The organism is Colwellia sp. RSH04 (genome assembly GCF_003545765.1).
Taxonomy (GTDB): Bacteria; Pseudomonadota; Gammaproteobacteria; order Enterobacterales; family Alteromonadaceae; genus Colwellia.
Genome location: NZ_QXIO01000001.1, coordinates 416,020 through 440,760, shown reverse-complemented (window position 1 = coordinate 440,760; position 24,741 = coordinate 416,020). Strand labels below are relative to the sequence as shown.

Here is a 24,741-nt window from a genome sequence, read left to right as displayed (position 1 = left end):
TAAGTGGAAGTTTATCAAACAGAAGAACAACAAGTAGAAGCGATCAAAGGCTTTTGGAAAGAAAACGGTAATACAGTTATTGCAGGTATCGTTTTGGGCTTTGCTGGTTTTATCGGCTTTAATTTATATCAAGAAAATGTATTAGAAAGTGAATTAGCACTTTCAGATAGCTATCAAACCTTGATGGAAAATAGCACTAAAAATGCACAAGAGTTTACTGCTAATGCTGAGAAATTCATTAGTGAAAATGGCGATACAAGTTATGTGTCTTTAACGGCACTTGCCCTAGCAAAAGAAGCAGCAACACATCAAGATTGGCAACAAGCGCAAAAACAACTCACCATTGCTATTGAAAAAGCTCCTAATGAAGGTATTAAAGCCATTGCGACGATTCGTTTAGCGCGTGTACAAGTTCAACTTGAAGATTACGCTGCAGCGTTAGCTACGTTAGCAAAACCATTACCTGAGTCTTTTACTGCTGCAAAAGAAGAAGTAAAAGGTGACACATACCTTCAACAAGGTAAAAAAGATTTAGCCCGCACAGCTTATCAAGCGGCAATTGCAGCAGATGGACTTTCAACGAGTCCATCACTACAAATGAAACTTGATGATTTAGCGCAAGCCGTTAATTTACCAGTAGTGGCCGAAGCAAGTAAGTCAGGCGAATAATAAGGGTATCTATGCGCTTTTTTAATAAAAGTATTTTTAACGGCTTAAGTATTGGTAAAATTTCAGCAATGATTTTTATGTCCACTGCGTTAATGGCCTGTTCATCAACAGATGATGAAGACCCAAGTACCAAAATTGCCGAACTTACTGAAATTAATCAAGCATTTCAGCCTGAAGTTATCTGGGATGCCAGTATTGGTGATGGAGTTGAAGGCTACTTTTCGCGAATAAAACCCATTGTAGCCTACGGTAAAGTTTTTAGTGCGAGCCGCATGGGCGATGTTGTTGCTTTAGATAAAGCTACAGGTAAAGAAGTTTGGCAAGTTGATTTAAGTGATATCAATAATGAGCGAAGCTTTTGGGATGGTCGCACTTCTGCGCTTGTTGCTGGTGGTCCAGTTGCTGGCATGGATAAGATTTTCCTTGGTACCGAAAACGGTAAAATATTTGCACTTGTTGCTGATACGGGTGAGCTAGTTTGGCAAGCTAATATCAAAGGTGAAATTATTACTGCCCCTGCCATTGATAGTGGCATTTTAGTCGTAAACTCTGCTTCTGGCATTTTAAAAGCTTTTGATGCAAATACGGGCGACGAGCTTTGGAAAGTTCAGCAAGATGTACCAGCGTTAACTTTACGCGGTATAAGTGCCCCTGTTATTGCATCAGGTGGTGTCTTACTTGGAACGGGTAAAGGCGAAGTTTCAGTATTTATTCTTGAAAAGGGGCAACAAGGTTGGTCAACATTAATAGGTGAGCCTACAGGCTCTACTGAATTAGAACGTGTGATTGATGTTGACTCTGCACCGGTAGTTTTTGGCGATAAAATTTATTCAATCTCTTCAAGAGGTAACTTGGCTGCGATTGATTTAGCATCAGGTCGCGTATTATGGAAACGCCAGTTCTCTTCATTTAGACAAATCGCGGTATATCGTAATGATATTTTTATCACGAATACGCGCGGTCATGTTTATGCTATTAATCGTAATAATGGTATTGAGCGCTGGAGCAACTTAAGCTTAACTAATCGCGGTGTAACAGGCCCAGCTGTGGTAGATGATTATATTGTTGTTGGTGATTTTGAAGGTTATCTTCATTGGTTAAACCAAGAAACTGGCGAAATAGTCGCTCGTCATAATGTGGATGGAAGTGGTGTACATTCAACACCCACCGTTGTTGATAATATCATTTATACTCAGTCACGTGATGGTGATTTAGAAGTGATTGAAACACCAAAGATAATGACAGTAGAACAATAGGCGAAAAAGCCTTTTTAAGCTAAAATTAAATGTACGGCTCCTAGACAAAACGTTTAGGAGCCGTTACTTATTTCTGAATTCGATAAATTTGAGGTTTTCATGCTTCCTGTAGTAGCCCTTGTAGGGCGTCCAAATGTGGGTAAATCAACACTGTTCAATCGGCTCACACGTAGCCGAGATGCGTTAGTAGCCGATTACCCAGGCTTAACTCGTGATCGACAATATGGTCAAGCGGAAGTAGAAGAGCACCCGTTTATTGTTATTGATACTGGTGGTATCAATGGTGACGAAGAAGGGATCGATCTGGTCATGGCAGAGCAATCACTCTTGGCCGTTGACGAAGCAGACGCGGTGTTGTTTTTAGTTGATGCGCGTGACGGTCTTACTGCCGCAGATCATTCCATTGCAGAATACTTACGTAAACAGGATAAGAAAGTCTTTTTAGTAGCGAATAAAATAGATGGCATCGATGGCGATTCAGCGGTTGCAGAATTTTATTCACTCGGTTTAGGTGAACAAGTACATCAAATAGCAGCAGCACACGGCCGTGGTGTTACACAGTTACTTACCTTAGCACTAACTCCTCATATTGAAGCATTAGCGAATCCAAAAACTGAAGACGATGAATTCTCTTATGATGAAGATGAATTGTCGCTAGAAGAAAAGTTAGCCGAAGCACCTGATGAAAATGACACGATAAAACTTGCCATTATTGGTAAGCCTAATGTAGGTAAATCAACCTTAACAAACCGTATCTTAGGTGAAGAACGTGTTGTTGTTTACGATATGCCAGGGACAACGCGCGATAGTGTTTATATACCTATGGAGCATGACGGTCGTTCTTATACCTTAATTGATACTGCTGGTATTCGACGCCGTAAAAATGTCACTGATGTCGTTGAAAAATTCTCAGTGATTAAAACATTAAGAGCGATTGAAGACGCTAATGTTTGTTTATTAGTAATAGATGCCAGAGATGGTATTAGCGATCAAGATTTAAGTTTATTAGGCTTTATTCTTGAAGCTGGTCGCTCTCTAGTATTAGCGGTAAATAAATGGGATGGTATGGCAGAACATGATAAAGATCGTGTTAAAAGTGAGTTAGATCGTCGTTTAGGCTTTATTGATTTTGCTCGTATTCACTTTATTTCTGCACTTCATGGTACAGGGGTTGGTCATTTATATGAATCTGTTGAAGAGGCATTTGTTTCTGCGACAAAACGTATCTCAACAGCGATGGTTACAAAAATACTAGATATGGCGGTTTTTGATCATCAACCACCAATGCACCAAGGGCGTCGCATTAAATTAAAATATGCGCATGCAGGAGGGTACAACCCGCCAATTATTGTTGTTCATGGTAATTCAGCGAAAAAACTTCCTCATTCTTATAAAAGATACTTAATGAATTATTATCGTAAATCATTAAAGATTATGGGAACACCAATACGCATTGAGTTTAAGGAAACGTCTAATCCTTTTGCAGGTAAGAAAAAATTGAATTACACCCAGCAAAAGAAAATTGCCAGAGCGACTCAAGGTTACAAAAAAGAAGAGTAAAAGTATTCGCAGAGCTAAATCAAAGAGAAGAGCATTTGTTGCAATTTTTCTTTGATTTGGCTATGGTCAATAAAGGAATTAACTGATTCAAAGATAAGCAATATGTTATTGTTTATCTCTTACTTACGGGTAGTTATGGCTGAAAAAGCATCTAAAATAGAAACGGCTACTCGCTTAAGTCGAAATTTGGCTTTATTAAATGCTGGTTCAAACATAACAATAGATATCGCCACCCCCGCAGGACAAAAAAATAAATTTCGTACCACCTTCATTGGCTATCTGCCAAAGCAATATGTTCTCGTTCAATTTCCTGATAGCAGTAAACTCGGCAATTTCTCGCAATACATCAAACAAGGTACTGCGGTAACTGTTCGTGGCTTAATAGAAGGTCATGAAGGGGCTATTGTCGCTTTTGTTAGTGTTGTAAAGCAAACACTTCAGCTGCCTTCACGCATTATGGTGTTAGACTTCCCCCACACTGTTTCGTTACATCAATTGCGTTCAGCTATCCGAATAGATACCAATATTATCGGTAAAGTCAAAATAGATGATTTGTATTGGAATACGACGATCACCGATCTCTCTATTTCTGGATGTCATTTAGATGTAGCAAATGGTGAAAAGTTAGTTTTAGCAGAAGATAAAGATGTTGAAATTGTCGTTGAGGGTGTTGAAGGTACAGGAAACATCAAACTCATTGGTCGTATCTGTAATTTAAAACAATTATCGTCCGGTGTTTCATTTGGAGTCAAGTTTAATAGTAACTGCAAAGAGCAAGTGGTTGATTTATTAAATTATGCATTAACTGAAAGCGCGGAATAAAAACTAACTGGTTGATTTATCACCAAATGATGTCAGCTAATTTTACAATCCAGCTTTGGTCGTAAATGGTATGTAAATAAGTTATTGATAATAAAGCTTATAATATTGTTGGTTTGTAAATTGCATATTCAAGAGGTCACTTTGCTATCAAGCAAAGGTAAGTATTTAATAAATGAGAATTTAAAATGACTTTTTCTAGTTTAAAACTTGCAGCGGTTGCTGCTCTTTTTGCGGTATCTAGTGCTGCTAATGCCAGCTTACTACTTGTTGAGCAATACGATAACTTTTGGTCTACCAATGTAAATGCGTTAATTGATTATGCGAATAACAATGAAGCTGATACCAGTGCTTATTGGAGCCATATTGATTTTACCGATGATCCAAATGGTTTTGCTGGTGATATTGCCGGTAGTAACCCGTGGCCATCTGCGAAAGCTGCCGGTGCAGCAGGTAAGAACCATGGTTTAAACCAAACATTCTTTGCACGTATCTCTGGTAATATTGCTACCGATGCAGGTGATTTTTATTTTAGAACCTTTAATGACGATGGTTTGTTTCTGTTTGTAGACGGTGAGTTAATTATTAACGACAATACGCTACACCCAGAAAAACGTTTCGAAGGCTTTAAAACATTAACTGCTGGTGTACATAATATTGAGTTGTTTTTCTTTGAAAATGGTGGCGAAGCTTCTTTAGAGTTTTCAATTGCTGATGCTTCTCGTCAGTTTGTTCACTTTGATAATATCAATAGCCCTGCAACGTTAGTACCAGAGCCAACTACTTTAGCTGTGTTTGGTTTAGGCTTGTTTGGTCTTGCTATGCGCAGAAAGCGTAACGCTTAATTCGTGTTTAGCTAACGTTTAGTTAGCGCTTAGTGAAAGCATGTGAAAAGGTGTAAATTGATACTTATGCCTTTTTTTGTTCGTGTATTTTACGCGATTTATTTGATGATACAATTGCGTTAATACTGCCGTCTTCCACTTGTATTATTAACTCTTCACCTTGTTTTACTTGTTCTACAGAGCGAATAACATTGTTATCGTTATTTCTGGTAATGCTATAGCCTCTCGCAATGGTCGCTAAAGGACTCACGAGTTGTAATTGCTCTATAACATGTACAAAAGCATCCTGCTTATGCTGTAATAAGTTGATGGATGCTGTCTGCAACCGTTGTTGTTTGTCTTGTAAACGCTGAGTGTCTTGGAGAATGCTTTTTAGCGGTGATGCTTGCAAGAGCCTTTGTTGTAGATGCTCAGGTTGCATTGTACTATGTGATAGCTTGCGCGACATTCCATTGTGCAACCTCATGCTTAATTCATCGAAACGTTGTTGTTGTAATTGTAATTTGTGTTCTGGCTGAACCTGCGTTAATCGATGATCAATATGTTGAATATCTTGTTTTTGATTAACGAGCTTTACAGACATTTGTTTTACTAAACGCTGTTTTAATAGCACTACTTTGTTACTTAATTCACTGGTATCGGCTGACACTAACTCAGCGGCAGCTGATGGGGTAGCAGCACGCATATCGGCAGCATAATCACTTAATGTAGTATCTATCTCGTGGCCTACCGCACTTATTATAGGGATATTACTGTTATAAATTGCTTGTACAACACTTTCTTCATTAAATGGCCATAAATCTTCTAAAGAGCCGCCACCTCTACCTACAATCATTACCTGGCATTCATTACGCGCATTTGCTGTATTAATAGCATAACAAATATCGTTTTGGGCAAGATTGCCCTGAACGAGCGCGGGATAAATAATAACTTCAATACTCGGATTTCTTCTTTGTAAAACACTGAGGATATCTTTTACGGCGGCACCTGTTGGGGAAGTTACTACACCAACACGACGAATGTGAGCTGGAATGTCTTTTTTATGAGCGCTACTAAACATGCCAAGGGCATTGAGCTTTTGCTTTAGCTGCTCAAAACGTTGCCTAAGTAGACCTTCTCCCGCATCTTCCATTTGCTCAATGATTAACTGAAAGTCACCCCGAGGCTCATACAAAGAAACTCTCGCTTTGACCAATACTTGCTGACCATTACTGGGGGAGATCCTTACGCGACGATTATTCCCTTTAAACATCGCACATTTAACTTGAGAGTTGCTATCTTTAAGTGACAAATACCAATGACCCGAACCAGCCGAAATAAAATTAGATATTTCACCTGTTAACCAAACGGTATTTAATTCACTTTCAAGAATAAAGCGAACTTTTTTTGTTAATTCACTTACTTGTAAGATGTGCTGTTGGCTCATAAGTTGTGTAATGCAAGGGATTTATGACGGTATTATTTCTTGAATGACCAGCTTATTCAAATTTTTTATGAAATTAACGTGCCTTTATGCAATTTTATGTTTACCTAATCCAATAAAACGGTTAAAATTCTGCCGCAATATTCACTCCCTAACCACACCTTTTTAGAGAGATGTTGCGATGTTAAGAATTGCCCAAGAAGCACTAACTTTTGATGATGTACTATTGGTACCTGCCCACTCGAAAGTTCTCCCACATACGGCTGATTTACGAACTAAATTAACCCGTAAAATAGATTTAAATGTTCCTATGGTTTCAGCCTCTATGGATACTGTTACTGAAGCTCGCCTAGCTATTACGTTAGCTAAAGAAGGTGGCTTAGGCTTTATTCATAAAAATATGACTATTGCTGAACAGGCGAACAATGTTTCTAAAGTAAAGAAATATGAAAGCGGTATTGTGACTGACCCTTCAACTGTCAGTATTGATTACACCATTGAACAAGTTATGCATAAAGCGGATGAACTTGGCTTTTCAGGTTTCCCTGTTGTCGATGATAAAAATAACTTAGTGGGTATTATCACTGGTCGTGATTTACGCTTTGAAACAGATTTATCAAAGCCAGTCTCAGCGCTTATGACTAAAAAAGAAGATTTAGTCACTGTTAAAGAAGGCGCAGCTCGTGAAGAGATCCTAGGTTTAATGCATGAAAACCGTATCGAAAAAATACTGTTAGTTGATGACGCCTTTAAATTAGTTGGGTTGATTACAGCGAAAGATTATCAAAAAGCTGAGAAAAAGCCGAATGCGTGTAAAGATGAATTTGGTCGTTTACGTGTTGGTGCTGCCGTTGGTGTTGGTGCAGGAACAGATGAGCGCATTGATGCACTCGTTGCTGCAGGTGTCGACGTGTTACTCATTGATACCTCTCATGGACACTCTCAGGGCGTAATTGATCGTGTTAGTGAAACGAGACAAAAGTATCCTGACTTACAAATTATTGCGGGTAATGTCGCTACTGGCGCAGGTGCAAAAGCGCTTGCCGATGTTGGTGTTGATGCTGTTAAAGTAGGTATTGGCCCAGGCTCTATTTGTACTACACGTATTGTTACGGGTGTTGGTGTACCACAATTAACTGCTATATCTAATGCCGTTGAAGCACTTAAAGGAACAGGTATTCCTGTTATCGCCGATGGCGGTATTCGTTTCTCAGGTGATATTGCAAAAGCCTTAGTTGCGGGTGCTCACTGTGTCATGGTGGGAAGTATGCTAGCAGGTACAGAAGAATCACCGGGTGAAGTTGAGCTTTATCAAGGTCGTTACTATAAATCTTACCGAGGTATGGGATCTTTAGGTGCCATGGCGCAAAAAGAAGGTTCAAGCGATAGATATTTCCAAAAGACTGATGGTGAAGCTGATAAGTTAGTGCCAGAAGGTATTGAAGGTCGTGTTGCTTATAAAGGGCCTGTTGCAACCATTATTCATCAGCAAATGGGCGGCATTCGCTCATCAATGGGCTTAACGGGTTCTGCAACGATTGAAGAAATGCGTACTAAACCAGAGTTTATGAAGATTACTTCAGCGGGTATGGGTGAGTCGCATGTTCATGATGTGACCATCACCAAAGAAGCACCGAACTACAGAATGGGATGATTCTTTGCTATTTAACGTGATAGCGGCATCGAAAATACTCACCTAGTAAACTAGGCTCCGTGTGTTCTCTTTGCTTTAACGTTAAATCGCTGCGACTAATCCATTCCGATTGATGTTGCTATAAAGCTCATCAAAAAAATTTAAGCACCTTGGACTTAGTTAAGTTCAGGGTGTTGTTATTTATAAATAATACCTTTTGGTATAAATATTAGGAACAAAAAACATGAGTAAAGACATTCATGATCACCGCATACTAATTTTAGATTTTGGTTCTCAGTACACACAGTTAATTGCGCGTCGAGTACGTGAAATTGGAGTTTACTGTGAATTATGGTCGTGGGACGTAACTGAAGAGCAAATTAAAGGCTTTAACCCAACAGGTATTATTTTAGCGGGTGGCCCAGAGTCGGTAACGGAAGCTAATTCACCACGTGCTCCTGAATATGTTTTCAATGCCAATGTTCCTGTATTAGGTATTTGTTACGGCATGCAAACTATGGCAGAACAACTTGGCGGTGGCGTGCAAAGTTCTGATCATAAAGAGTTTGGTTATGCTGCTGTAGAAGTAGTTGAAAAATCAGAGTTATTTAAAAACATTGAAGATCATATTAGTAGCAATGGTAATGCATTGTTAGATGTATGGATGAGCCATGGCGATAAAGTGTCAGCCATTCCTGAAGGCTTCGTTACCGTAGCAAAAACCGATAGTTGCGCTTATGCTGCTATGGCCAATGAAGAGAAAAACTTCTACGGTGTTCAATTTCATCCTGAAGTCACTCACACCAAACAAGGCTTACGCATTTTAGAACACTTTGTTGTTGATATTTGTCAGTGTGAAAAGCTGTGGACCCCTGCTTCAATTATCGAAGATGCAGTGGCTAAAATGAAAGAACAAGTTGGTGACGATGAAGTTATCCTAGGTCTTTCAGGTGGTGTTGATTCATCAGTTGTTGCCATGCTTTTACAGCGCGCAATTGGTGATAAGCTTACTTGTGTATTCGTTGATAACGGTTTACTACGTTTAAACGAAGGTCAACAAGTAATGGACATGTTTGGTGATCATTTTGGTCTAAACATCATTCATATCAATGCAGAAAAGCGCTTTTTAGATCGCTTAGCCGATGAAAATGATCCTGAGAAAAAACGTAAGATCATTGGTAATGTGTTTGTTGAAGTGTTTGATGAAGAATCGAAAAAGCTTAAAAATGCAAAATGGTTAGCACAAGGGACAATCTACCCTGATGTAATTGAATCTGCGGCCTCTGCAACAGGTAAAGCCCATGTGATTAAATCTCACCATAACGTGGGTGGATTACCCGATGATATGGAGCTAGGTTTAGTTGAACCACTGCGTGAATTATTTAAAGATGAAGTACGTAAAATTGGTTTAGAGCTAGGCTTACCTTACGACATGCTTTATCGTCATCCGTTCCCAGGTCCTGGTTTAGGTGTGCGTATTTTAGGTGAAGTGAAGAAAGAGTACGCCGATTTATTACGTCGCGCCGATGCAATCTTCATTGAAGAGTTACACAAACATGACTTGTACCACAAAGTAAGCCAAGCCTTTACAGTGTTTTTACCAGTACGCTCTGTGGGTGTGATGGGCGATGCGCGTAAATATGACTGGGTTGTTAGTTTACGTGCCGTAGAAACCATTGATTTTATGACTGCGCATTGGGCACATTTACCTTACGATTTCTTAGGTGTAGTGTCGAACCGTATTATTAATGAAATTGATGGTATTTCTCGAGTCGTTTACGATATCAGCGGCAAGCCGCCTGCCACCATCGAGTGGGAATAAAAATTAGCGCTCTTTTTTGCTACTTCGCCTAACTTCAGCGTTGGTTGTACTCACTGACATGCGTCAGCTCCGTGCAACCGCCTTGAATTAAGACGAACTAACTGCAAATAGCACTATTTTACTAGCGATTAATAAATGTAATTTATAAAGCCCCAAAACTGAAAGGTCTTGGGGTTTTCTTTTAACAATCACCAAAAGGAGCTCGAACTAGTTGGGCTTTTAGCAAAGCTGTTGAGCTTTTAATTTTTGAGCTTATTGTTATAAGTGATGAAATAAAAAGAGACAACAATGCGGATAAAAGTTCAAGTAGGAAGGCGAAGCGTATGATAGAAAGATTAGAAACAAAACAACGTATGAGCCGTATCGTTAAACATAACGGTACTATTTATTTATGTGGTCAAGTAGCTGCGGATGCGACTAAAGATATTACAGAGCAAACACAAACCATGCTTGATAAAGTGGACGCTTTATTAACACAAGCCGGCAGTGACAGAGAGCATATATTATCAGCGACAATTTATGTAAAAGACATGAGCTACTTTAGCGATATGAATGCGGTTTGGGATGCATGGATACCAGAAGGACACGCACCAGCACGTGCTTGTGTTGCAGCTAAGATGGCACGTGAAGCGTTACTGGTTGAAATTTCAGTTGTTGCCGCTGAAATCGAGCCATGTTGTTAGGTAATTGTTACAGCTAAGATAGTGTGCTAATTTATTCGAGCTAAATCAGTACACTATCAATTGGAAACTTTGTCTAATAAATTCAAAACATAGGGATATACCGTGTCAGAATCAGGATTTACTTCTCAAAAACTTAACCTAACGCTTGCCTTGTGCGCCATATTAATTTCAGCCGCTTCTTTTTATGCCACCTATTTACAAGCGAATGCAGCAGAGAAGCAAGTAAAAGCAATGACGTTACCGTTAGTACAAACGGCAACAGGTAATGTTGATGAAAAAACAAAAGAAAAAACTATTTATTTTGAAGTAGAAAATGCAGGTGTTGGTCCCGCGTTAATTAAAAGTATTTCGTATTTTTATAAAGGGAAAGAGTTTCAAACGCATTCTGACTTTATCAAAGCCTGTTGTTCTAAAGAGCTAGCGCATTTGAGAAAAATAGGTGTGAATAATGACTATGTTACTCTTACCAGTGCGGTAATTAATAACATTATACCAGCGCAAAGCAAGGTGAAGTATTTTCAACTTTTTCATAATGATTCAATGAATGAGTATTGGGAAAAGCTTAATGATGAGCGTTTTAATATGCAGACTAAAGTTTGTTACTGCTCTTTACTTGAAGAATGCTATATCACTGAGAAAAACGGTGTTGTAGAGCCTGTTGCTGCTTGTCCTGTCGATTAACCATAAAGACTAATAGACTGTTTAACAGATATTGAGATTGTGGTACTGTTCATAAAAACAGTGGTTTATGCTTTGTCACAGTAAAAAGGATATATGATGATTAACCTCTATGGTTTTGGTGCAAATTTAGGCGTGACCGATCCTAGCCCGTTCGTGGTGAAAGTAGAAACCTTTCTCAAAATGGCAAACTTACCATACCAGCGTATTGATCGTGGTAGTAATTTAAAAAAATCACCGAAAGGAAAGTTACCTTTTATCTCAATCAAAGATGCCAGCCAAGAGCAAGTTGTTGCTGATTCTCAGCATATTATTGAGCAATTAACTAAAAAGTATCAAGTGAGTTTAGATGACCACTTAAGCGCTGAACAAAAAGCTCAGGCTTATTTGATGACCAAATCCCTTGATGAGAACCTTTATTGGTGTTTGGTTTATTCAAGATGGGTTCAACAAGATACTTGGCCTAACATCAGGCAAGCATTTTTTGGTAAGTTTCCAGTTTATATACAATGGTTTGTGCCCAATTTAGTGCGTAAATCTGTAATTAAAACACTTAATGGCCAAGGCTTAGGCCGCCACAGTGAAAATGAAATTTTAGCGATTACCGATAAAAGCTTACAGGCGTTATCTCAGTTGTTAGGTGAAAAAGACTACTTTTTTGGTCAGCAAGTTTGTTCGTTTGATGCCGCTGCTTATGGTTTATTGTGTCAGTTTCTCTCAGTGAATTACCAAGATAAATTTAATCAAAAAGCGAAGAGTTACGCTAATCTCATTCAGTATTGTCAACGTATTGAACAACAATACTTCTCATAAGGTGGCAAAAAGCCATAAGGTCATGCATTGCAAATTTCAACCCAGTATTTTCAGTTAGGTAAGGCGTTTTCCGAGCGTACTTCCCCCGTTCCTGTTGCTAAGCCTGAGTTATTACTTTTCAATAAAGTGTTAGCAAGTGAGTTAAAGATTCCGTATGAACAGTATGATGATGAAACCATTGCACAGTACTTTTCGGGCAATCAAATTATCAAAGGCTTTACCCCAATTGCCCAAGCCTATTCTGGTCATCAGTTTGGCCACTTTAATCCTCAGTTAGGTGACGGTCGTGCCCATTTACTGGGCGAATTAACCGATACCACAGGGCAGATTAAAGATATTCAATTAAAAGGCTCAGGTGTTACTCAGTTTTCTCGCCGTGGAGATGGTCGTTGTGCTTTAGGGCCCGCTTTACGCGAATATATTATGAGTGAAGCGATGTTTGCCTTAGGCGTACCAACAACACGCTGTTTAGCGGTGGTAGCCACAGGTGAGCAGGTTTATCGTGAAAGGCCTTATGCAGGCGCTGTTGTTACCCGAGTTGCTGCAAGTCATATTCGGGTTGGCACCTTTCAATATTTTGCTGCACGTAAAGATACAGAGTCATTAAACAAGTTAACCCATTTTGCTATAGCTCGACACTTTCCTGAAATTGAAAAAGAGCACGAATCATCACAAGGCAAACTTTCTTCAGAGAAAGTACTGACCTTTTTTAATGCCGTCGCACAAAAGCAAATACCGTTGATTATTTCTTGGATGAGAGTTGGCTTTATTCATGGCGTAATGAATACAGATAATACCGCGATTTCTGGCGAAACCATTGATTTTGGCCCTTGTGCCATGATGAATAATTATCACCGAGATACGGTGTTTAGCTCTATTGATAAATATGGTCGCTATGCCTTTGGTGAACAAATGACAATCATGCAATGGAATATGACCCGCTTTGCTGAAACGCTATTGCCATTAGTGAGTGATGATGAAGAACAAGCTGTTGAATTAATGCAGCCATTATTAACGAAACTTCATCAAAACTTAACTGACAACTATATGAAAATGATGGCAGCAAAACTTGGCATAACGAATATGACAAGTGAAGATCACACCTTAATCTCTGCTTTGATTTCGTTACTTGAAGAGCAAGCTTTAGATTACACACAGACTTTTGTTAAGCTAACGCAATCTACCCTTGATGAAAGTCTTCATCACGAACTTAAAGCAGTGCTTGGGCAATGGTTTGAGTTATGGCAAAAACGTATAGCTGTTGATAAAACCGCTGCGCATGCACTAATGGCAAAGAATAACCCGCTAGTGATACCAAGAAATCATCATGTAGAATCAGTGTTGGCTAGCTGTCAAGAATCAGGTGATTTATCTTCATTACATGCCTTGTTAAGTGTATTGAAACAGCCATATCAACAGCTTGAACAAACGATTAATTATCAAGATGCTCCGATAGATAATGATGAGAACTATCATACTTTTTGTGGTACGTAATGTTTAATCGAAAATAACCTTGTTGCTTGATGCAAACACATTAGGGTCTGTTGATCTTTCGCGATTAAATTTTGTTCGAGCTAAAAACGTTTTATTCACGGCGAGTAATGTGTAGCTTAGTCATTCTAAGCAAATACTACTCAACAAAGCGTAAAATGCTTTTAGCCGAATCCTTCGGACAGCGTTTGTTGGTCATTTTTACGGCGTTATCGCCTTTTTATGTGGAATAACCACATGACAAAGGCTCTGCCTTGTACAAATATCCAACAAAAAGCTGCAAAAACAACCCCGAAAGATCAATAGCCCCTAGCTAATTGAGAATACCATGGAAAACTCTCTAGAATCTTTGTTAAAACAATCTTTTGGCTATGATCATTTTCGACCAGGTCAAGCTAAAGTTGTGTCGCAGTTACTTGCGGGGAAATCATCTTTAGCTATTTTTCCTACTGGCTCTGGCAAGTCATTGTGCTACCAATTAACCGCGCTGCACCTGCCACACTTAACGTTAGTTGTTTCGCCTTTATTAGCACTGATGAAAGATCAGCTGGCTTTTTTACAAAGCAAAGGGGTAAAAGCGGCTAGTATTGATTCGACGTTAAAATCAAACCAAACGCAAGAAGTGATGCAGGCGGTACGCAGTGGCGAACTTAACATTCTTATGGTGTCGGTAGAACGCTTTAAAAATGAGAGGTTTAGACAGTTTATTCAATCTGTACCTATATCGATGCTAGTCGTCGATGAAGCGCATTGTATTTCTGAGTGGGGACATAATTTTAGGCCTGATTATTTAAAGTTGCCCAGTTATTGCCATGCGTTAAATATTCCATTGGTATTGCTACTTACTGCCACCGCGACACGACAAGTAAAACACGATATGGCGGCTAAATTCTCGATTGAAAATAAAGATATTGTTCAAACAGGATTTTATCGAGATAACTTAGACTTAACGGTGCTTCCAGTACCACAAGAACAAAAAAAACAGCAGCTCTGTGAAACTATTCTTCAACAAAGTGGTGCAGGTATAGTTTATGTAACCTTACAACAAACTGCAGAAGAGGTCGCAAAACACCTTCAGCAGCAAGGTATAAACGCGAGTGCTTATCATGCAGGTTTTGATAGTGAAACACGGCACAACATCCAACAACAGTTCATGGCTGATAATACTCAGGTTATCGTCGCTACTATTGCTTTTGGTATGGGGATAGATAAAAGTAATATCCGTTTTGTCATTCATTACGACTTATCTAAATCGATTGAAAATTACAGTCAGGAAATTGGTCGCGCAGGACGTGATGGCCAAGCATCTTTTTGTATTACTTTAGCAAACCTTGATGGCTTAAACGTCATGGAAAACTTTGTTTATGGTGACACGCCAGAGTTTAGTGCTATTGAGCAAGTGTTGGCAGCAATCTCTCAAGAAAGCGAAAACACGGCTTATGATTGCGAATGGCATACGCAAATTCTAACCCTATCAAATCACACTAATATTAAACAATTACCGCTAAAGACCTTACTTGTACAACTCGAACTGCAAAGCATACTTTCTCCTAAATACAGCTACTTTGCCGATTATCGAATAAAGTTATTGCAACCCAAAGAAAATATTTTAGCGGTATTTGATCAATCTCGTCAGCAATTTTTAAACAGAGTTTTCTCTGCTGTTCAATTTAAACGAGTCTGGGGGACGTTAAACTTTGAAGCTTTATTACAGGATAAATCTATAGATAGAGGGCGGGTGATTAGCGCACTTGAATACTTGCACGAGCAACATTTTATTGAGTTAGAAAGTAAAACCATGACAGAAGTGTTCAGTGTTAATAGAAAACTACTTAACAATGAAAGTTTAGCTAACCAGCTTTATCAATACTTTTTAGAGAAAGAGCAAAAAGAAATAAATCGAATTGCTCAATTAATTTCTTTCTTTCAACATGAAACTTGTTTAACGACTTATTTGGCTCATTATTTTGATGATAAAAATTATTTCAACAACTCGCATTCATCAAGCTTATCAGCCGTTAATAACTTAACTGAACAAAGTAACATGGCCTGTGGTCATTGTAGTGTTTGTCGTGGAAAGCCCGCACGATTAATGGCATCGGCTACAGGAGAGTGGCCAACAGACGCACAATTAAATGAAGATATGAAAATGCTACAACAACAATTACTGAATAAAGTCGTTGAGCCTATCACACTGACTATTTACTGCCGATTTTTTGCGGGTTTAGCCATGCCAATATTTAGTCAAAATAAAGTCAGGAAATTACCGGGTTTTGCACGTTGCCAGCAGTTTAGGTTTATAGAAATTAAAGAAAAAATTGCACAATTGATGACTTTCTAAATGACTAGTGAAGATATTAAATATGAAAAGAATAGCTTTTATTAGCGAACTCGATGCCACAGCTAAAGCAAATTGGCTGGCTATATTACAAAAGCAATTGCCTAATGAAATAGTTTGTTTACCAGAGCAAATTAACGATGCGCAAGCGAAAACTGTTGATGTAGCTATTGTAGCAAACCCTGATCCTAAGCAACTAGATCAGTTCCCAAATTTAGTATGGATTCACAGTGTTTGGGCAGGGGTTGAGAAATTACTTGATAGCACATTGAGTACTTCTATTAAGTTAGTACGATTAATTGACCCAAAAATGAGCCAAACCATGGCAGAATCGGTTTTAGCTTGGACATTATATTTACAGCGAAATATGGCTGAATATGGTCAGCAACAACAAAACCGACAATGGCAGCAATTGCCTTCAATCGCATCAGGAGATCTTAGGGTAAGCGTTCTAGGAGTGGGCGAATTAGGTTTAGCTGCTTTACAAATACTTGGTCATTTAGATTATCAGCTTGCCTGTTGGAGTAGAACACCAAAGCAACTTGCAGGCATTGAACATTATTCAGGCCATACTGAGCTGAAAGGTTTATTGGCTAAAACCGATATTTTGATAAACCTTTTACCACTAACGGCAAAAACCCATCACTTACTTGATGAAGCTTTATTGAGTGAGCTGCCACAAGGGGCGAAAATTATAAACTTCTCTCGTGGTGCAGTGATTGATTCAAACGCACTAATTAAGTTACTCAATAACGATCATTTGGCTCATGCAGTACTTGATGTTTTTGAACAAGAGCCATTATTAGAAAATGATCCGCTCTGGCAACATCCTAAGGTTACTGTGTTGCCTCATATTTCAGCACCAACGGATCTCAACTCTGCAGCCAGTATTGTGGCAGAAAATATTACACGTTATCGACAGAGTAATATCTTGCCTGATTGCGTGGACAGAAAAGTAGGCTATTAGCTTAAGCTGCTTAAGATGGATTGCTAACATAACCTCAACTCGGGATAATAAATAGCTCCCTAGCAGCTATTTTTCCTTACTTCTGTGTTAAATTCATAAACAATAGAATAACTATTCGTAATGAATTTGCCTTGAATGAAAAAAACTATCAAGCTAGTGAGTTGCTAAAACCACAAGTCTAAAAATTTCAAACGATTAACTTATCTCTTAACCCAAGCTGAGGTTAACATAGTCATTAGGCAAGCACTTCGGTATATGCATAAAAGATAAGGACATAAAAAAAGCTTGGTAAAACCAAGCTTTTTTTATGAGCGGGCGATTAGTCTCAATAGCAATTAGTGACTAGTGCCTTTCTCGTAGTTTATTTTGTTATAGACGTTATATTTTCCCGAAGGCTTTTTCATCGGCATACGGGTAACAATTTCTAAGGTATTGGCATCATAAACGATTAATTCACCATCCATATCCCAGACACTTAACAATACGTATTTTCCATCTTTCGTGAACTCTACGTGCGCTGCATTTTTACCAGGAGAAGGAGCTAATGTTTTAACTATTTTCAGCGTGCTTTTGTCAATAACATGTACTTTGTCATTATTAGGGCCAAAGAATACATCAGTCCAAGCATAGGGAGAGTTGCTATGGCTACGCATAAAGAAACCAGGACCTTCGGTTTTTATTTCTTCAATAACGTTCCAGTTTTCCATATCAATGACGGTAATTTTACCTTCCTTGATGTTCGGTGAAGCAAACACTTCTTTGTCTTTATAATGCCAAGTGATACCTGAACCAAGGTGAGGCATACCCGTTAACGCGATAGAAGCCACTTTCTTTTTGGTGTCTAGATTAATTACTTGGCCATTATGATTATTTCGCGCCGTACCGATTAAATTAATGTATTCGGGGTCAAAGAAGAAATCATTTAAGTAATCATCAGTTTCAATGCGACGAATTGGAAATTGATCGTTAACTTTCCATCCTTCAGCTTTCGCTTCATTTTTATAATCGTGCGCCCAACCTTTGTAGACCTCAACGCCACCTTTATCAGAATAGGGAATTTCCCATACTTCTTTGACATCTTTTAAGGCGACAATAAAGCTATAACGAGGAGGTGCATTATAAACAGCGCTAACGCGTGAGCTATTGCCTTTGCTGTCTACGGCATCAATAACCTTAATTGGTGATAAGTCATCAGCACTTAAAATAACGACATTTTGCGGTAAGTAATTCCCTACAATTAAATATTTACCATCACTTGAAATAGCGATATTACGGGTATTAATTGCCGCACGTACTTCACTGACCGTTTTACGGTTATAGATATCGTATTTGCTTATCCAGCCGTCGCGAGAAGCAAAATATACGAAGCGTCCATCAGGTGAATATTTTGGACCACCATGTAAAGCAAAACGTGTTTTAAAACGATCTAAACGCTCGAAAGTATCACCATTAAGTAATGTTGCACTATGGTCGCCTAATTCAACAACAATGAATAAATTCATTAAGTCAGCTTCAAATTGAGCGGTATTAGGGAGCTTGCTTTGATCAAAGTGCTGTATTTTAGACGCATTTATATCTGCCATTGACCACTTAAGAGAGGTTTTTGATGGGGTATAGATGTAATCGACTAAACTGGCTACCTCTTCTTTACTTAATAATTGACTAAAGGCTGGCATTTGTGTTGCTGCACGACCTTTATTAATCACTTTTATGGCTTTCTTTTGGCGAAAACGTGCTAAATTTTCAGGCAGTAAAGCTGGGCCCATGGCGCCTAAGCGATCTACACCATGACAACTTTGACAATGCACTTCATATAATTTTTCTGCTTTACTATGATCAACAACCGCTTCTGTCTTTTTAGATGCTTTATCAGTACTGTTGTCAGCACCATATGTATAGCTGCTTAATGCGGCAAATGAGAGGCAAAGGGTTAAAACAGAGCGTGTGAATAAGGAAGTTTTCATTAAAAAGTCCTAGAAGATAGACTTGCCCAATGTGAGTGGGGCAAGTCTACAAAGATTTATTACCGTTTATTATTTTTAAAGTTAATAACCTGAATTTAACTGGGTTAATACTTATTAAGCACTCTTAATTTCTTGTGCCTGAATATAATCATTAGCATCTAAAAAACCTGGTGTAGATAGCTGTTGCTCGGTTAGTTGATTAACTACATCACCGATAACGATTAACGTCGGTGGAGTAATGTTATGTTTTTCAACAAGTTCAGCTAGGTTACCTATAGTTCCGCGATATGTTTTCTGTTCAGGTTGTGTACCTTTTCTAATTAAGGCTGCTGGCGTATCAGCACCACGACCATGCTCAATTAATTTCTCGGCAATTTTAGGTAAGGTATTAATCCCCATATAAAAAACAACAGTTTGTGTTGAGCAACTTAAACTTGACCAAGGTAAGTTTAGTTGACCATTATTTTGAATATGACCAGTGATAAATGTACAGCCTTGCGCCACACCACGGTGTGTTAAAGGGATGCCTGCGTAGGTAGTACAGCCAGATGCTGCTGTGATACCTGGGCAAATATGACAGCTAACACCACGTGATAACATGAACTCAGCTTCTTCACCACCACGACCAAAAATGAATGGGTCGCCGCCTTTTAAGCGCAATACTTTTTTACCTAATTTAGCCTGTTCAACCAATATTTCATTAATTCTGTCTTGTGGAACGCAGTGCTTGGCTTGTTCTTTACCGACATAAAATTTTTCACAATCTTCAGGTAATAACGCTAAGATCTCTTCGCTGACTAAACGATCGTAAATTGCAATTTCAGCTTGTTGAATAAAGCGCATTGCTCTGATGGTTAATAACTCTGCATCACCAGGACCAGAACCAACTAGGGCAACTTCCCCTTTATTTAAGACAGATTTACCTTTTGAGGTGATTTCCATGCCTTTAGATAAATCTGTATTTGTAATATTTGTCATTTATTTGCTCTCGTTTTCTTGAACACGACTTGAGTTTGGTATCAATTATCGTGATGAATTCTGTTAAATGCTCAAGCTATGATAAAAATAGCATGAGTGCCCACGGGTTAAATTTGCACCATTGGGATTTCTTGATTACTTGAAGCAATTTTCTCGCCATGAGTTAATATACCAATTTCATCATCATTTAAGTAACAACCTGGATCTTCAGCCCATGCGTCTCCTGATTGAGCGAAGGCGCGAGTTCGGGTATTACCACCACATATAGCTAAATGCTTACATTCGGCACAACGCCCCTTAACTGGACGTGGACTTTCCCTAAAACCGAGCATTAACGGATCTTGAGTATTACGCCATACATCTGAAAACTTCTCGGTTTTCACATTGCCGATAGGATGGTTCCACCAATATGTATCAGGATGGATGGTTCCAGTGTTATCAATGTTAGCAACATTTACACCACTCGCATTGCCACCCCAATTTATTAGGCGTTGTTCTAAATTTTCTATGCATTGAGGGTAGTCTTTACCAAACTTTTTGACTGCCCATTGCAGTAAAAAAGGACCATCTGCATCATTATTACCGGTAACAAAATCAGTTTCGATGCCTTGAGATATATGCGACCAAGCACGCTCATAAAGCATTTCCATCGCATCTTTAGTCATTTTAAACATGGCATCATTTTCAGCATTACGTTTACCTCGACCTGAATAATTCAAGTGAGAAAGGTAGAATTTATCAACGCTGTTTTCTTCCATTAAGTCTAACATGGCAGGTAAGTCAGCAAAGTTTTCGCGTGTTAAGCATAAACGCATACCAATTTTTATGCCGGCTTCTTTACACAGTTTGATGGCATGCATTGATGTTTTAAAACTGCCTTTTTGACGGCGAAATTCATCATGAAACTCTTCAAGTCCATCAATACTGATACCAACATATTGATAGTCAGCTGCTTTTATTTGTTCAATGTTTGATTCGTCAATTAATGTGCCGTTCGTTGATAAAGCAACATAAAAGCCTTTTTCTTTAGCGTAAGCCGTTATTTCATAGATGTCTGGTCGTAAGAGAGGCTCACCACCAGAGAGAATTAGCACCGGTACTTGAGCAACTTTTAAATCATCAATAGTCGCTTTGATTTGTTCGGTTGTTAATTCATCTTTAAAATCAATATCAAGTGATGTTGAATAGCAATGTTTACAACGCAAATTACAACGACGGATTAAGTTCCAGATAACTACTGGACCAGGCATTTTTCTTGCTGGCTTCACCGGTTGAAAGTTAGCCATATCGTCATGTAACGTTTTTAATAATTGTGAAATTCTAAACATATTTCTACCTTTTGCTCTCGTTTACTGACAACTGGCATAATGTACTTGCTATGATTTGCATTAGTATAGCCATCATTTGGCGTGTTACGCCGTTTTGTCTTTTAATCTTAAACCAGTTTTCTTCAGTATTGCTGTACTGGTTAACATATCATTACTTTGTATAGGGTGTTGTTGACTTGAATCATTATTGCGATCGACTAATACGTCTTTTAACAATTCTTTGATCTGGCTTCGCAACTCGTGCATTTCTTCGGGAGTTTTACCGTGCACCATAGCAAATAAGTTGTAATTCCATTTAGGTAAAAAGCGAGGTCTTAAATAGCAGTGACTAACAAAGGGTAAATTTCCAACCATTTGACCAAATTTTTCAGCATGCTCATCACTGATATCCCAAACGGTCATGCCATTATATTGATAACCTAGTTTATAATGGTTAGGTACTGCAGCAACACGACGAATAATGCCGCGCGCTTGTAAGTCTTTTGTCATAGCGAGAACTTGGTCAACTGTTATATTTAGTTGCTTAGCTACCGCATGATAAGGCTCAGCAACAATAGGCAAACCTTTTTGTGTTGCTATAATATATTCACGTTCTAGTGTTGTTAACGCAATGTTGTTATTTTCTGACATAAATCTCTCGGGTAACTTGAGTAGTGGCCATGACTAAACTGGCAAATATAAGCCAACAAAAAACTCTTGTAATTTTGGTACATTTAAAACGTGTAAACCTGTTTTTTCTTCAATGCCTTGTACCACTTGCTCGATCTCTTCTTTTGACTCGGTGCCGATAACAAACCACATGTTGTAGTAATGATCACGTCGATAATTATGGGCTATTTGTTCGAAACTATTGACTTGTTCAGTCACTGTTACAAAGTCTTCTTCAGGTACTGCAAGCGCGGCAAGGGTGAAAGCACCACCGAGATAAACGGCATCAAACATTGGGCCAAAACGAGATAGCACTTTACGTTCTTTTAAGTCAATTAATTGAGCGATAACGTCTTCTTCAGTGCTCTCAACTTGCTTAGCAACTTCAGCAAATGGGCGTTCACAAACAGGTAAGCCATGTTGCAATAAGTTGATAAGTTTTTTATCTAAGTCAGATAATACGGCGACTTCTCTTTTATTATCCATGAGCACGTCCTTTTGAGCGACCGTATTTGGCACCGTTTTGTTTATAGGCTTTAAAACTAAACAATACGTCATGTTCAATATGGGTTAATGTCAGTGATTCACGAAGTTGTTTAATTTGTTTAAGAACGACATCACGGTCTCTACCATGAATCATACAAAATAAATTATAAGGCCAGCCTTCACGACGAGGGCGCTGGTAGCATAGTGACACTTCTGGGCATTTCGCTAATCGATTAGCAATGTTATCCAATTCTTCAGCTGGTACATCCCATACCACCATAGCGTTTGCATCAAAGCCTAAGCTTCGATGTTTTATAACTAAGCCAAAGCGGCGAATTAAACCTTCTTGAAGCCAAAGTGCAATTTGTTGGTGAACTTGTTGCTCGCTTGCGCTAATTTGTTCTGCAAGCTGGGCATAAGGAGCCAGCACTTTTGGCAAGCCTTTCTCTATACCGTTTCTTAACTGACTCTTTTGTGTTTCCGTTAATTTGTTGAGCTTAGCTTTTTCAGCAAGGTTTTGTTCAGAGGTTAAATGATTGCTATTAACTAAAGCGCTATGCTGTTCTGTGATATTAATACTAAATGCTAAATCAATATGATAAGACGCTTCCATAGGTAAAACTAGAACTGAGTATCCTGTTAATGCTTCTATGCGAGATATAGTCTCATTTAAGGCAACTAGATCACTTGCGGTAACCACAAACCATAAGTTGTAATCATGTTCACGACCATAATTGTGGTTTACTTGTTCGAATTGGTTAACGATACTTGCAACGTTATCTAGCTCTTCTGGTGGTGCTGCGATTGCGGCGAGTGTGCTTGCGCCTGCTTTTTTGTGATCAAATACCGGTCCTATTCTTGAAATGATATTTAATTCATCTAAGCCTTGAATCGCATCAAATATTTGCGTTTCGCTGAAAGTGCATTTTGGAGTCGATAATTTTTCAGCCATCACTTGATAAGGCTTTTCACACAAAGGTAATCCGCGTTGAAAGTTATTAATAATGTCTTGTTGTAACTGGCTGATTAAGCTGTTGCTTTTTAAATCAAGTGGTACCGATTGATGTATAGCCATAATTAAAGTCCAATTTGATGAGCGCGATTAGTAAAGAAAATGCCACTTGGGCTTTTTGACGGCATTGTTTTAATTAACGCTTGTGTCTTGGTGTCATAGACATGTATTTCATTACTGTCTCTTACTGACATCCATACATGTTCACCTCTTGGGGTAAATTCCATATGTAATACCGCAGGACCTGGCGTTAATGTGTTAACAAGTTCAAAGGTTTCGGTATTAAATACTTGAATAGTATTATTGTCAGGGTAGGCAAAGTTCACCCAAATTTGACGATTATCAGGTTGAGCCATAACGAAAATAGGTTGGCTATGTGCTGGGATTTCAGCAACTTGCTGCCAAGTTTTGGTATTGACTACCAGTACTTTATGTTGACCAACTGCGGGCATAAACGCGTAGTCACCAGCCATTGCCCAACCTTCTAAGTGAGGCATTTTATAAACAGGTAACTTTTTATCACCTTTGCCATAATCACTTAATATGCGGGTAACACCTTTTTCTATGTGCCATAAATCAAGTAAGGCCATACCGTCTTCACCAAATAAACCGGCAATATAATAACGACCGTCTGGGCTAATAAGTGCATCGTAAGGAAAGTAACCAATATCAGTAAACTTGGTGAGTTTCATTTCTTCACCGGCTTCACGGCCAGAGAAGTCTGCGACCCAAATTTCATGACTATCAAATAAGCTGAAAATAAAGCGATTGTTAGGAGCATCTACTAAGCCAACTACTTTTGAACGCACTTGGCTGCCATCTTTATTTAGTGGCTTGCCTTTAAGGATGGTGCTATCGATAACGGCAACGGTTTCTAAGGTTTCGCTGTCAAAAACCTTAACGCCACCTGGTGTGTAATTTGAAACTGCAACAAGCTTACCATCTTGGCTAATAGCACCACCGATGCTATTACCTGATTGAATAACGCGGTTATCAATTTTGTCTTTTAAAATATCAATCTTGGTTAAGCCACCATCGCGGCCAAATACGTAGGCATAACGTTGATCACGAGAGTAAACAATTGAAGCATGAGATAAGTCACCTAAACCATCTACTTCACTTAATACTGTTTTATTGGTGTGATTGACTATTTGCACTTGGCCTGTTGCACGTTCGATAATTACGCCCATATCGCCCGTAGAGCGTAATGGAGTATTTTGTTCTACAGTGTTTACACACGCCGTTAAAGCACTACCTAATATCAATGCGCTAGTTATGTGGAGAAAGGCTTTTTTCATGTTTTATCCTTGATTAATAATGACGCAGAA

Annotated in this window: 21 protein-coding genes and 1 pseudogene; 14 read left to right on the top strand and 8 right to left on the bottom strand. The window is 38.7% G+C overall.

Features of this window, described 5'->3' with window-relative positions:
* Nucleotides 1-3: 3 nt before the first annotated feature.
* The 5 genes from D1094_RS01810 (at nucleotide 4) to D1094_RS18800 (ending at nucleotide 5,149) form a co-directional block, all read left to right on the top strand.
* Nucleotides 4-669 carry a tetratricopeptide repeat protein gene (locus D1094_RS01810; protein ID WP_118958357.1) on the top strand — a complete coding sequence of 222 codons (666 nt, stop codon included), beginning with the start codon at nucleotides 4-6 and terminating at the stop codon, nucleotides 667-669.
* An 11-nt stretch (nucleotides 670-680) separates the two neighbouring features.
* Nucleotides 681-1,925 (top strand): outer membrane protein assembly factor BamB, encoded by a 1,245-nt coding sequence (gene bamB, locus D1094_RS01805; RefSeq protein ID WP_118958356.1) that lies wholly within the window; start codon nucleotides 681-683, stop codon nucleotides 1,923-1,925.
* A gap of 99 nt (nucleotides 1,926-2,024) precedes the next feature.
* Nucleotides 2,025-3,485 (top strand): ribosome biogenesis GTPase Der, encoded by a 1,461-nt coding sequence (der, locus tag D1094_RS01800; RefSeq protein ID WP_118958355.1) that lies wholly within the window; start codon nucleotides 2,025-2,027, stop codon nucleotides 3,483-3,485.
* A 135-nt stretch (nucleotides 3,486-3,620) separates the two neighbouring features.
* Complete coding sequence (locus tag D1094_RS01795) at nucleotides 3,621-4,307, top strand: PilZ domain-containing protein (RefSeq protein ID WP_118958690.1); 687 nt, start codon at nucleotides 3,621-3,623, stop codon at nucleotides 4,305-4,307.
* 185 nt (nucleotides 4,308-4,492) lie between these two features.
* Nucleotides 4,493-5,149, top strand: a complete 657-nt coding sequence (locus D1094_RS18800) for a PEP-CTERM sorting domain-containing protein (RefSeq protein WP_259337787.1) — start codon at nucleotides 4,493-4,495, stop codon at nucleotides 5,147-5,149.
* 64 nt (nucleotides 5,150-5,213) lie between these two features.
* Here D1094_RS18800 and xseA read toward each other — a convergent pair whose 3' ends face one another.
* Nucleotides 5,214-6,575, bottom strand: a complete 1,362-nt coding sequence (xseA, locus tag D1094_RS01785; RefSeq protein WP_118958354.1) for an exodeoxyribonuclease VII large subunit — start codon at nucleotides 6,573-6,575, stop codon at nucleotides 5,214-5,216.
* A gap of 178 nt (nucleotides 6,576-6,753) precedes the next feature.
* Here xseA and guaB point away from each other — a divergent pair, with 178 nt between their 5' ends.
* The 9 genes and pseudogenes from guaB to D1094_RS01740 all read left to right on the top strand — a co-directional run bounded on the left by guaB (nucleotide 6,754) and on the right by D1094_RS01740 (nucleotide 16,997).
* Entirely contained in the window at nucleotides 6,754-8,226 is a 1,473-nt protein-coding gene (guaB, locus tag D1094_RS01780; RefSeq protein ID WP_118958353.1) for an IMP dehydrogenase, read from the top strand.
* Nucleotides 8,227-8,449: 223 nt separating this feature from the next.
* Complete coding sequence (gene guaA / locus D1094_RS01775) at nucleotides 8,450-10,027, top strand: glutamine-hydrolyzing GMP synthase (RefSeq protein ID WP_118958352.1); 1,578 nt, start codon at nucleotides 8,450-8,452, stop codon at nucleotides 10,025-10,027.
* Nucleotides 10,028-10,350: 323 nt separating this feature from the next.
* Nucleotides 10,351-10,710, top strand: a complete 360-nt coding sequence (locus D1094_RS01770; RefSeq protein WP_118958351.1) for a RidA family protein — start codon at nucleotides 10,351-10,353, stop codon at nucleotides 10,708-10,710.
* Between the two features lie 102 nt (nucleotides 10,711-10,812).
* A complete protein-coding gene (locus D1094_RS01765; RefSeq protein WP_118958350.1) occupies nucleotides 10,813-11,391 on the top strand; it encodes a hypothetical protein in 579 nt (192 codons plus the stop codon).
* A gap of 96 nt (nucleotides 11,392-11,487) precedes the next feature.
* Complete coding sequence (locus D1094_RS01760) at nucleotides 11,488-12,201, top strand: glutathione S-transferase family protein (protein WP_118958349.1); 714 nt, start codon at nucleotides 11,488-11,490, stop codon at nucleotides 12,199-12,201.
* 27 nt (nucleotides 12,202-12,228) lie between these two features.
* The gene (locus D1094_RS01755; RefSeq protein ID WP_118958348.1) at nucleotides 12,229-13,695 is read left to right on the top strand and encodes a YdiU family protein; all 1,467 of its coding nucleotides are present in this window, start codon (nucleotides 12,229-12,231) and stop codon (nucleotides 13,693-13,695) included.
* 107 nt (nucleotides 13,696-13,802) lie between these two features.
* Nucleotides 13,803-14,009: pseudogene (locus tag D1094_RS18795) on the top strand (hypothetical protein).
* Nucleotides 14,010-14,020: 11 nt separating this feature from the next.
* Entirely contained in the window at nucleotides 14,021-16,033 is a 2,013-nt protein-coding gene (locus D1094_RS01745; protein ID WP_118958347.1) for an ATP-dependent DNA helicase RecQ, read from the top strand.
* A gap of 22 nt (nucleotides 16,034-16,055) precedes the next feature.
* Nucleotides 16,056-16,997: a glyoxylate/hydroxypyruvate reductase A gene (locus D1094_RS01740; RefSeq protein ID WP_118958346.1), complete on the top strand. Its 942-nt coding sequence runs from the start codon at nucleotides 16,056-16,058 to the stop codon at nucleotides 16,995-16,997.
* Nucleotides 16,998-17,332: 335 nt separating this feature from the next.
* Here the strand turns inward: D1094_RS01740 and D1094_RS01735 are convergent, their stop codons facing one another.
* The 7 genes from D1094_RS01735 to D1094_RS01705 form a co-directional block, all read right to left on the bottom strand.
* Nucleotides 17,333-18,961 (bottom strand): nitrite reductase, encoded by a 1,629-nt coding sequence (locus D1094_RS01735; RefSeq protein WP_118958345.1) that lies wholly within the window; start codon nucleotides 18,959-18,961, stop codon nucleotides 17,333-17,335.
* 114 nt (nucleotides 18,962-19,075) lie between these two features.
* Nucleotides 19,076-19,939 carry a uroporphyrinogen-III C-methyltransferase gene (gene cobA, locus D1094_RS01730; protein ID WP_118958344.1) on the bottom strand — a complete coding sequence of 288 codons (864 nt, stop codon included), beginning with the start codon at nucleotides 19,937-19,939 and terminating at the stop codon, nucleotides 19,076-19,078.
* A gap of 107 nt (nucleotides 19,940-20,046) precedes the next feature.
* Nucleotides 20,047-21,267 carry a heme d1 biosynthesis radical SAM protein NirJ gene (gene nirJ / locus D1094_RS01725; protein ID WP_118958343.1) on the bottom strand — a complete coding sequence of 407 codons (1,221 nt, stop codon included), beginning with the start codon at nucleotides 21,265-21,267 and terminating at the stop codon, nucleotides 20,047-20,049.
* A gap of 84 nt (nucleotides 21,268-21,351) precedes the next feature.
* The gene (locus tag D1094_RS01720) at nucleotides 21,352-21,897 is read right to left on the bottom strand and encodes an Lrp/AsnC family transcriptional regulator (RefSeq protein WP_118958342.1); all 546 of its coding nucleotides are present in this window, start codon (nucleotides 21,895-21,897) and stop codon (nucleotides 21,352-21,354) included.
* A 33-nt stretch (nucleotides 21,898-21,930) separates the two neighbouring features.
* Nucleotides 21,931-22,401: an Lrp/AsnC family transcriptional regulator gene (locus D1094_RS01715; protein WP_118958341.1), complete on the bottom strand. Its 471-nt coding sequence runs from the start codon at nucleotides 22,399-22,401 to the stop codon at nucleotides 21,931-21,933.
* On the bottom strand, nucleotides 22,394-23,476 hold the full coding sequence (locus tag D1094_RS01710) for an Lrp/AsnC family transcriptional regulator (RefSeq protein ID WP_118958340.1): 1,083 nt from the start codon (nucleotides 23,474-23,476) through the stop codon (nucleotides 22,394-22,396). The genes D1094_RS01715 and D1094_RS01710 overlap by 8 nt, the downstream gene beginning before the upstream one ends.
* 2 nt (nucleotides 23,477-23,478) lie before the next feature.
* Complete coding sequence (locus D1094_RS01705) at nucleotides 23,479-24,711, bottom strand: cytochrome D1 domain-containing protein (RefSeq protein WP_118958339.1); 1,233 nt, start codon at nucleotides 24,709-24,711, stop codon at nucleotides 23,479-23,481.
* Nucleotides 24,712-24,741 lie beyond the last annotated feature (30 nt).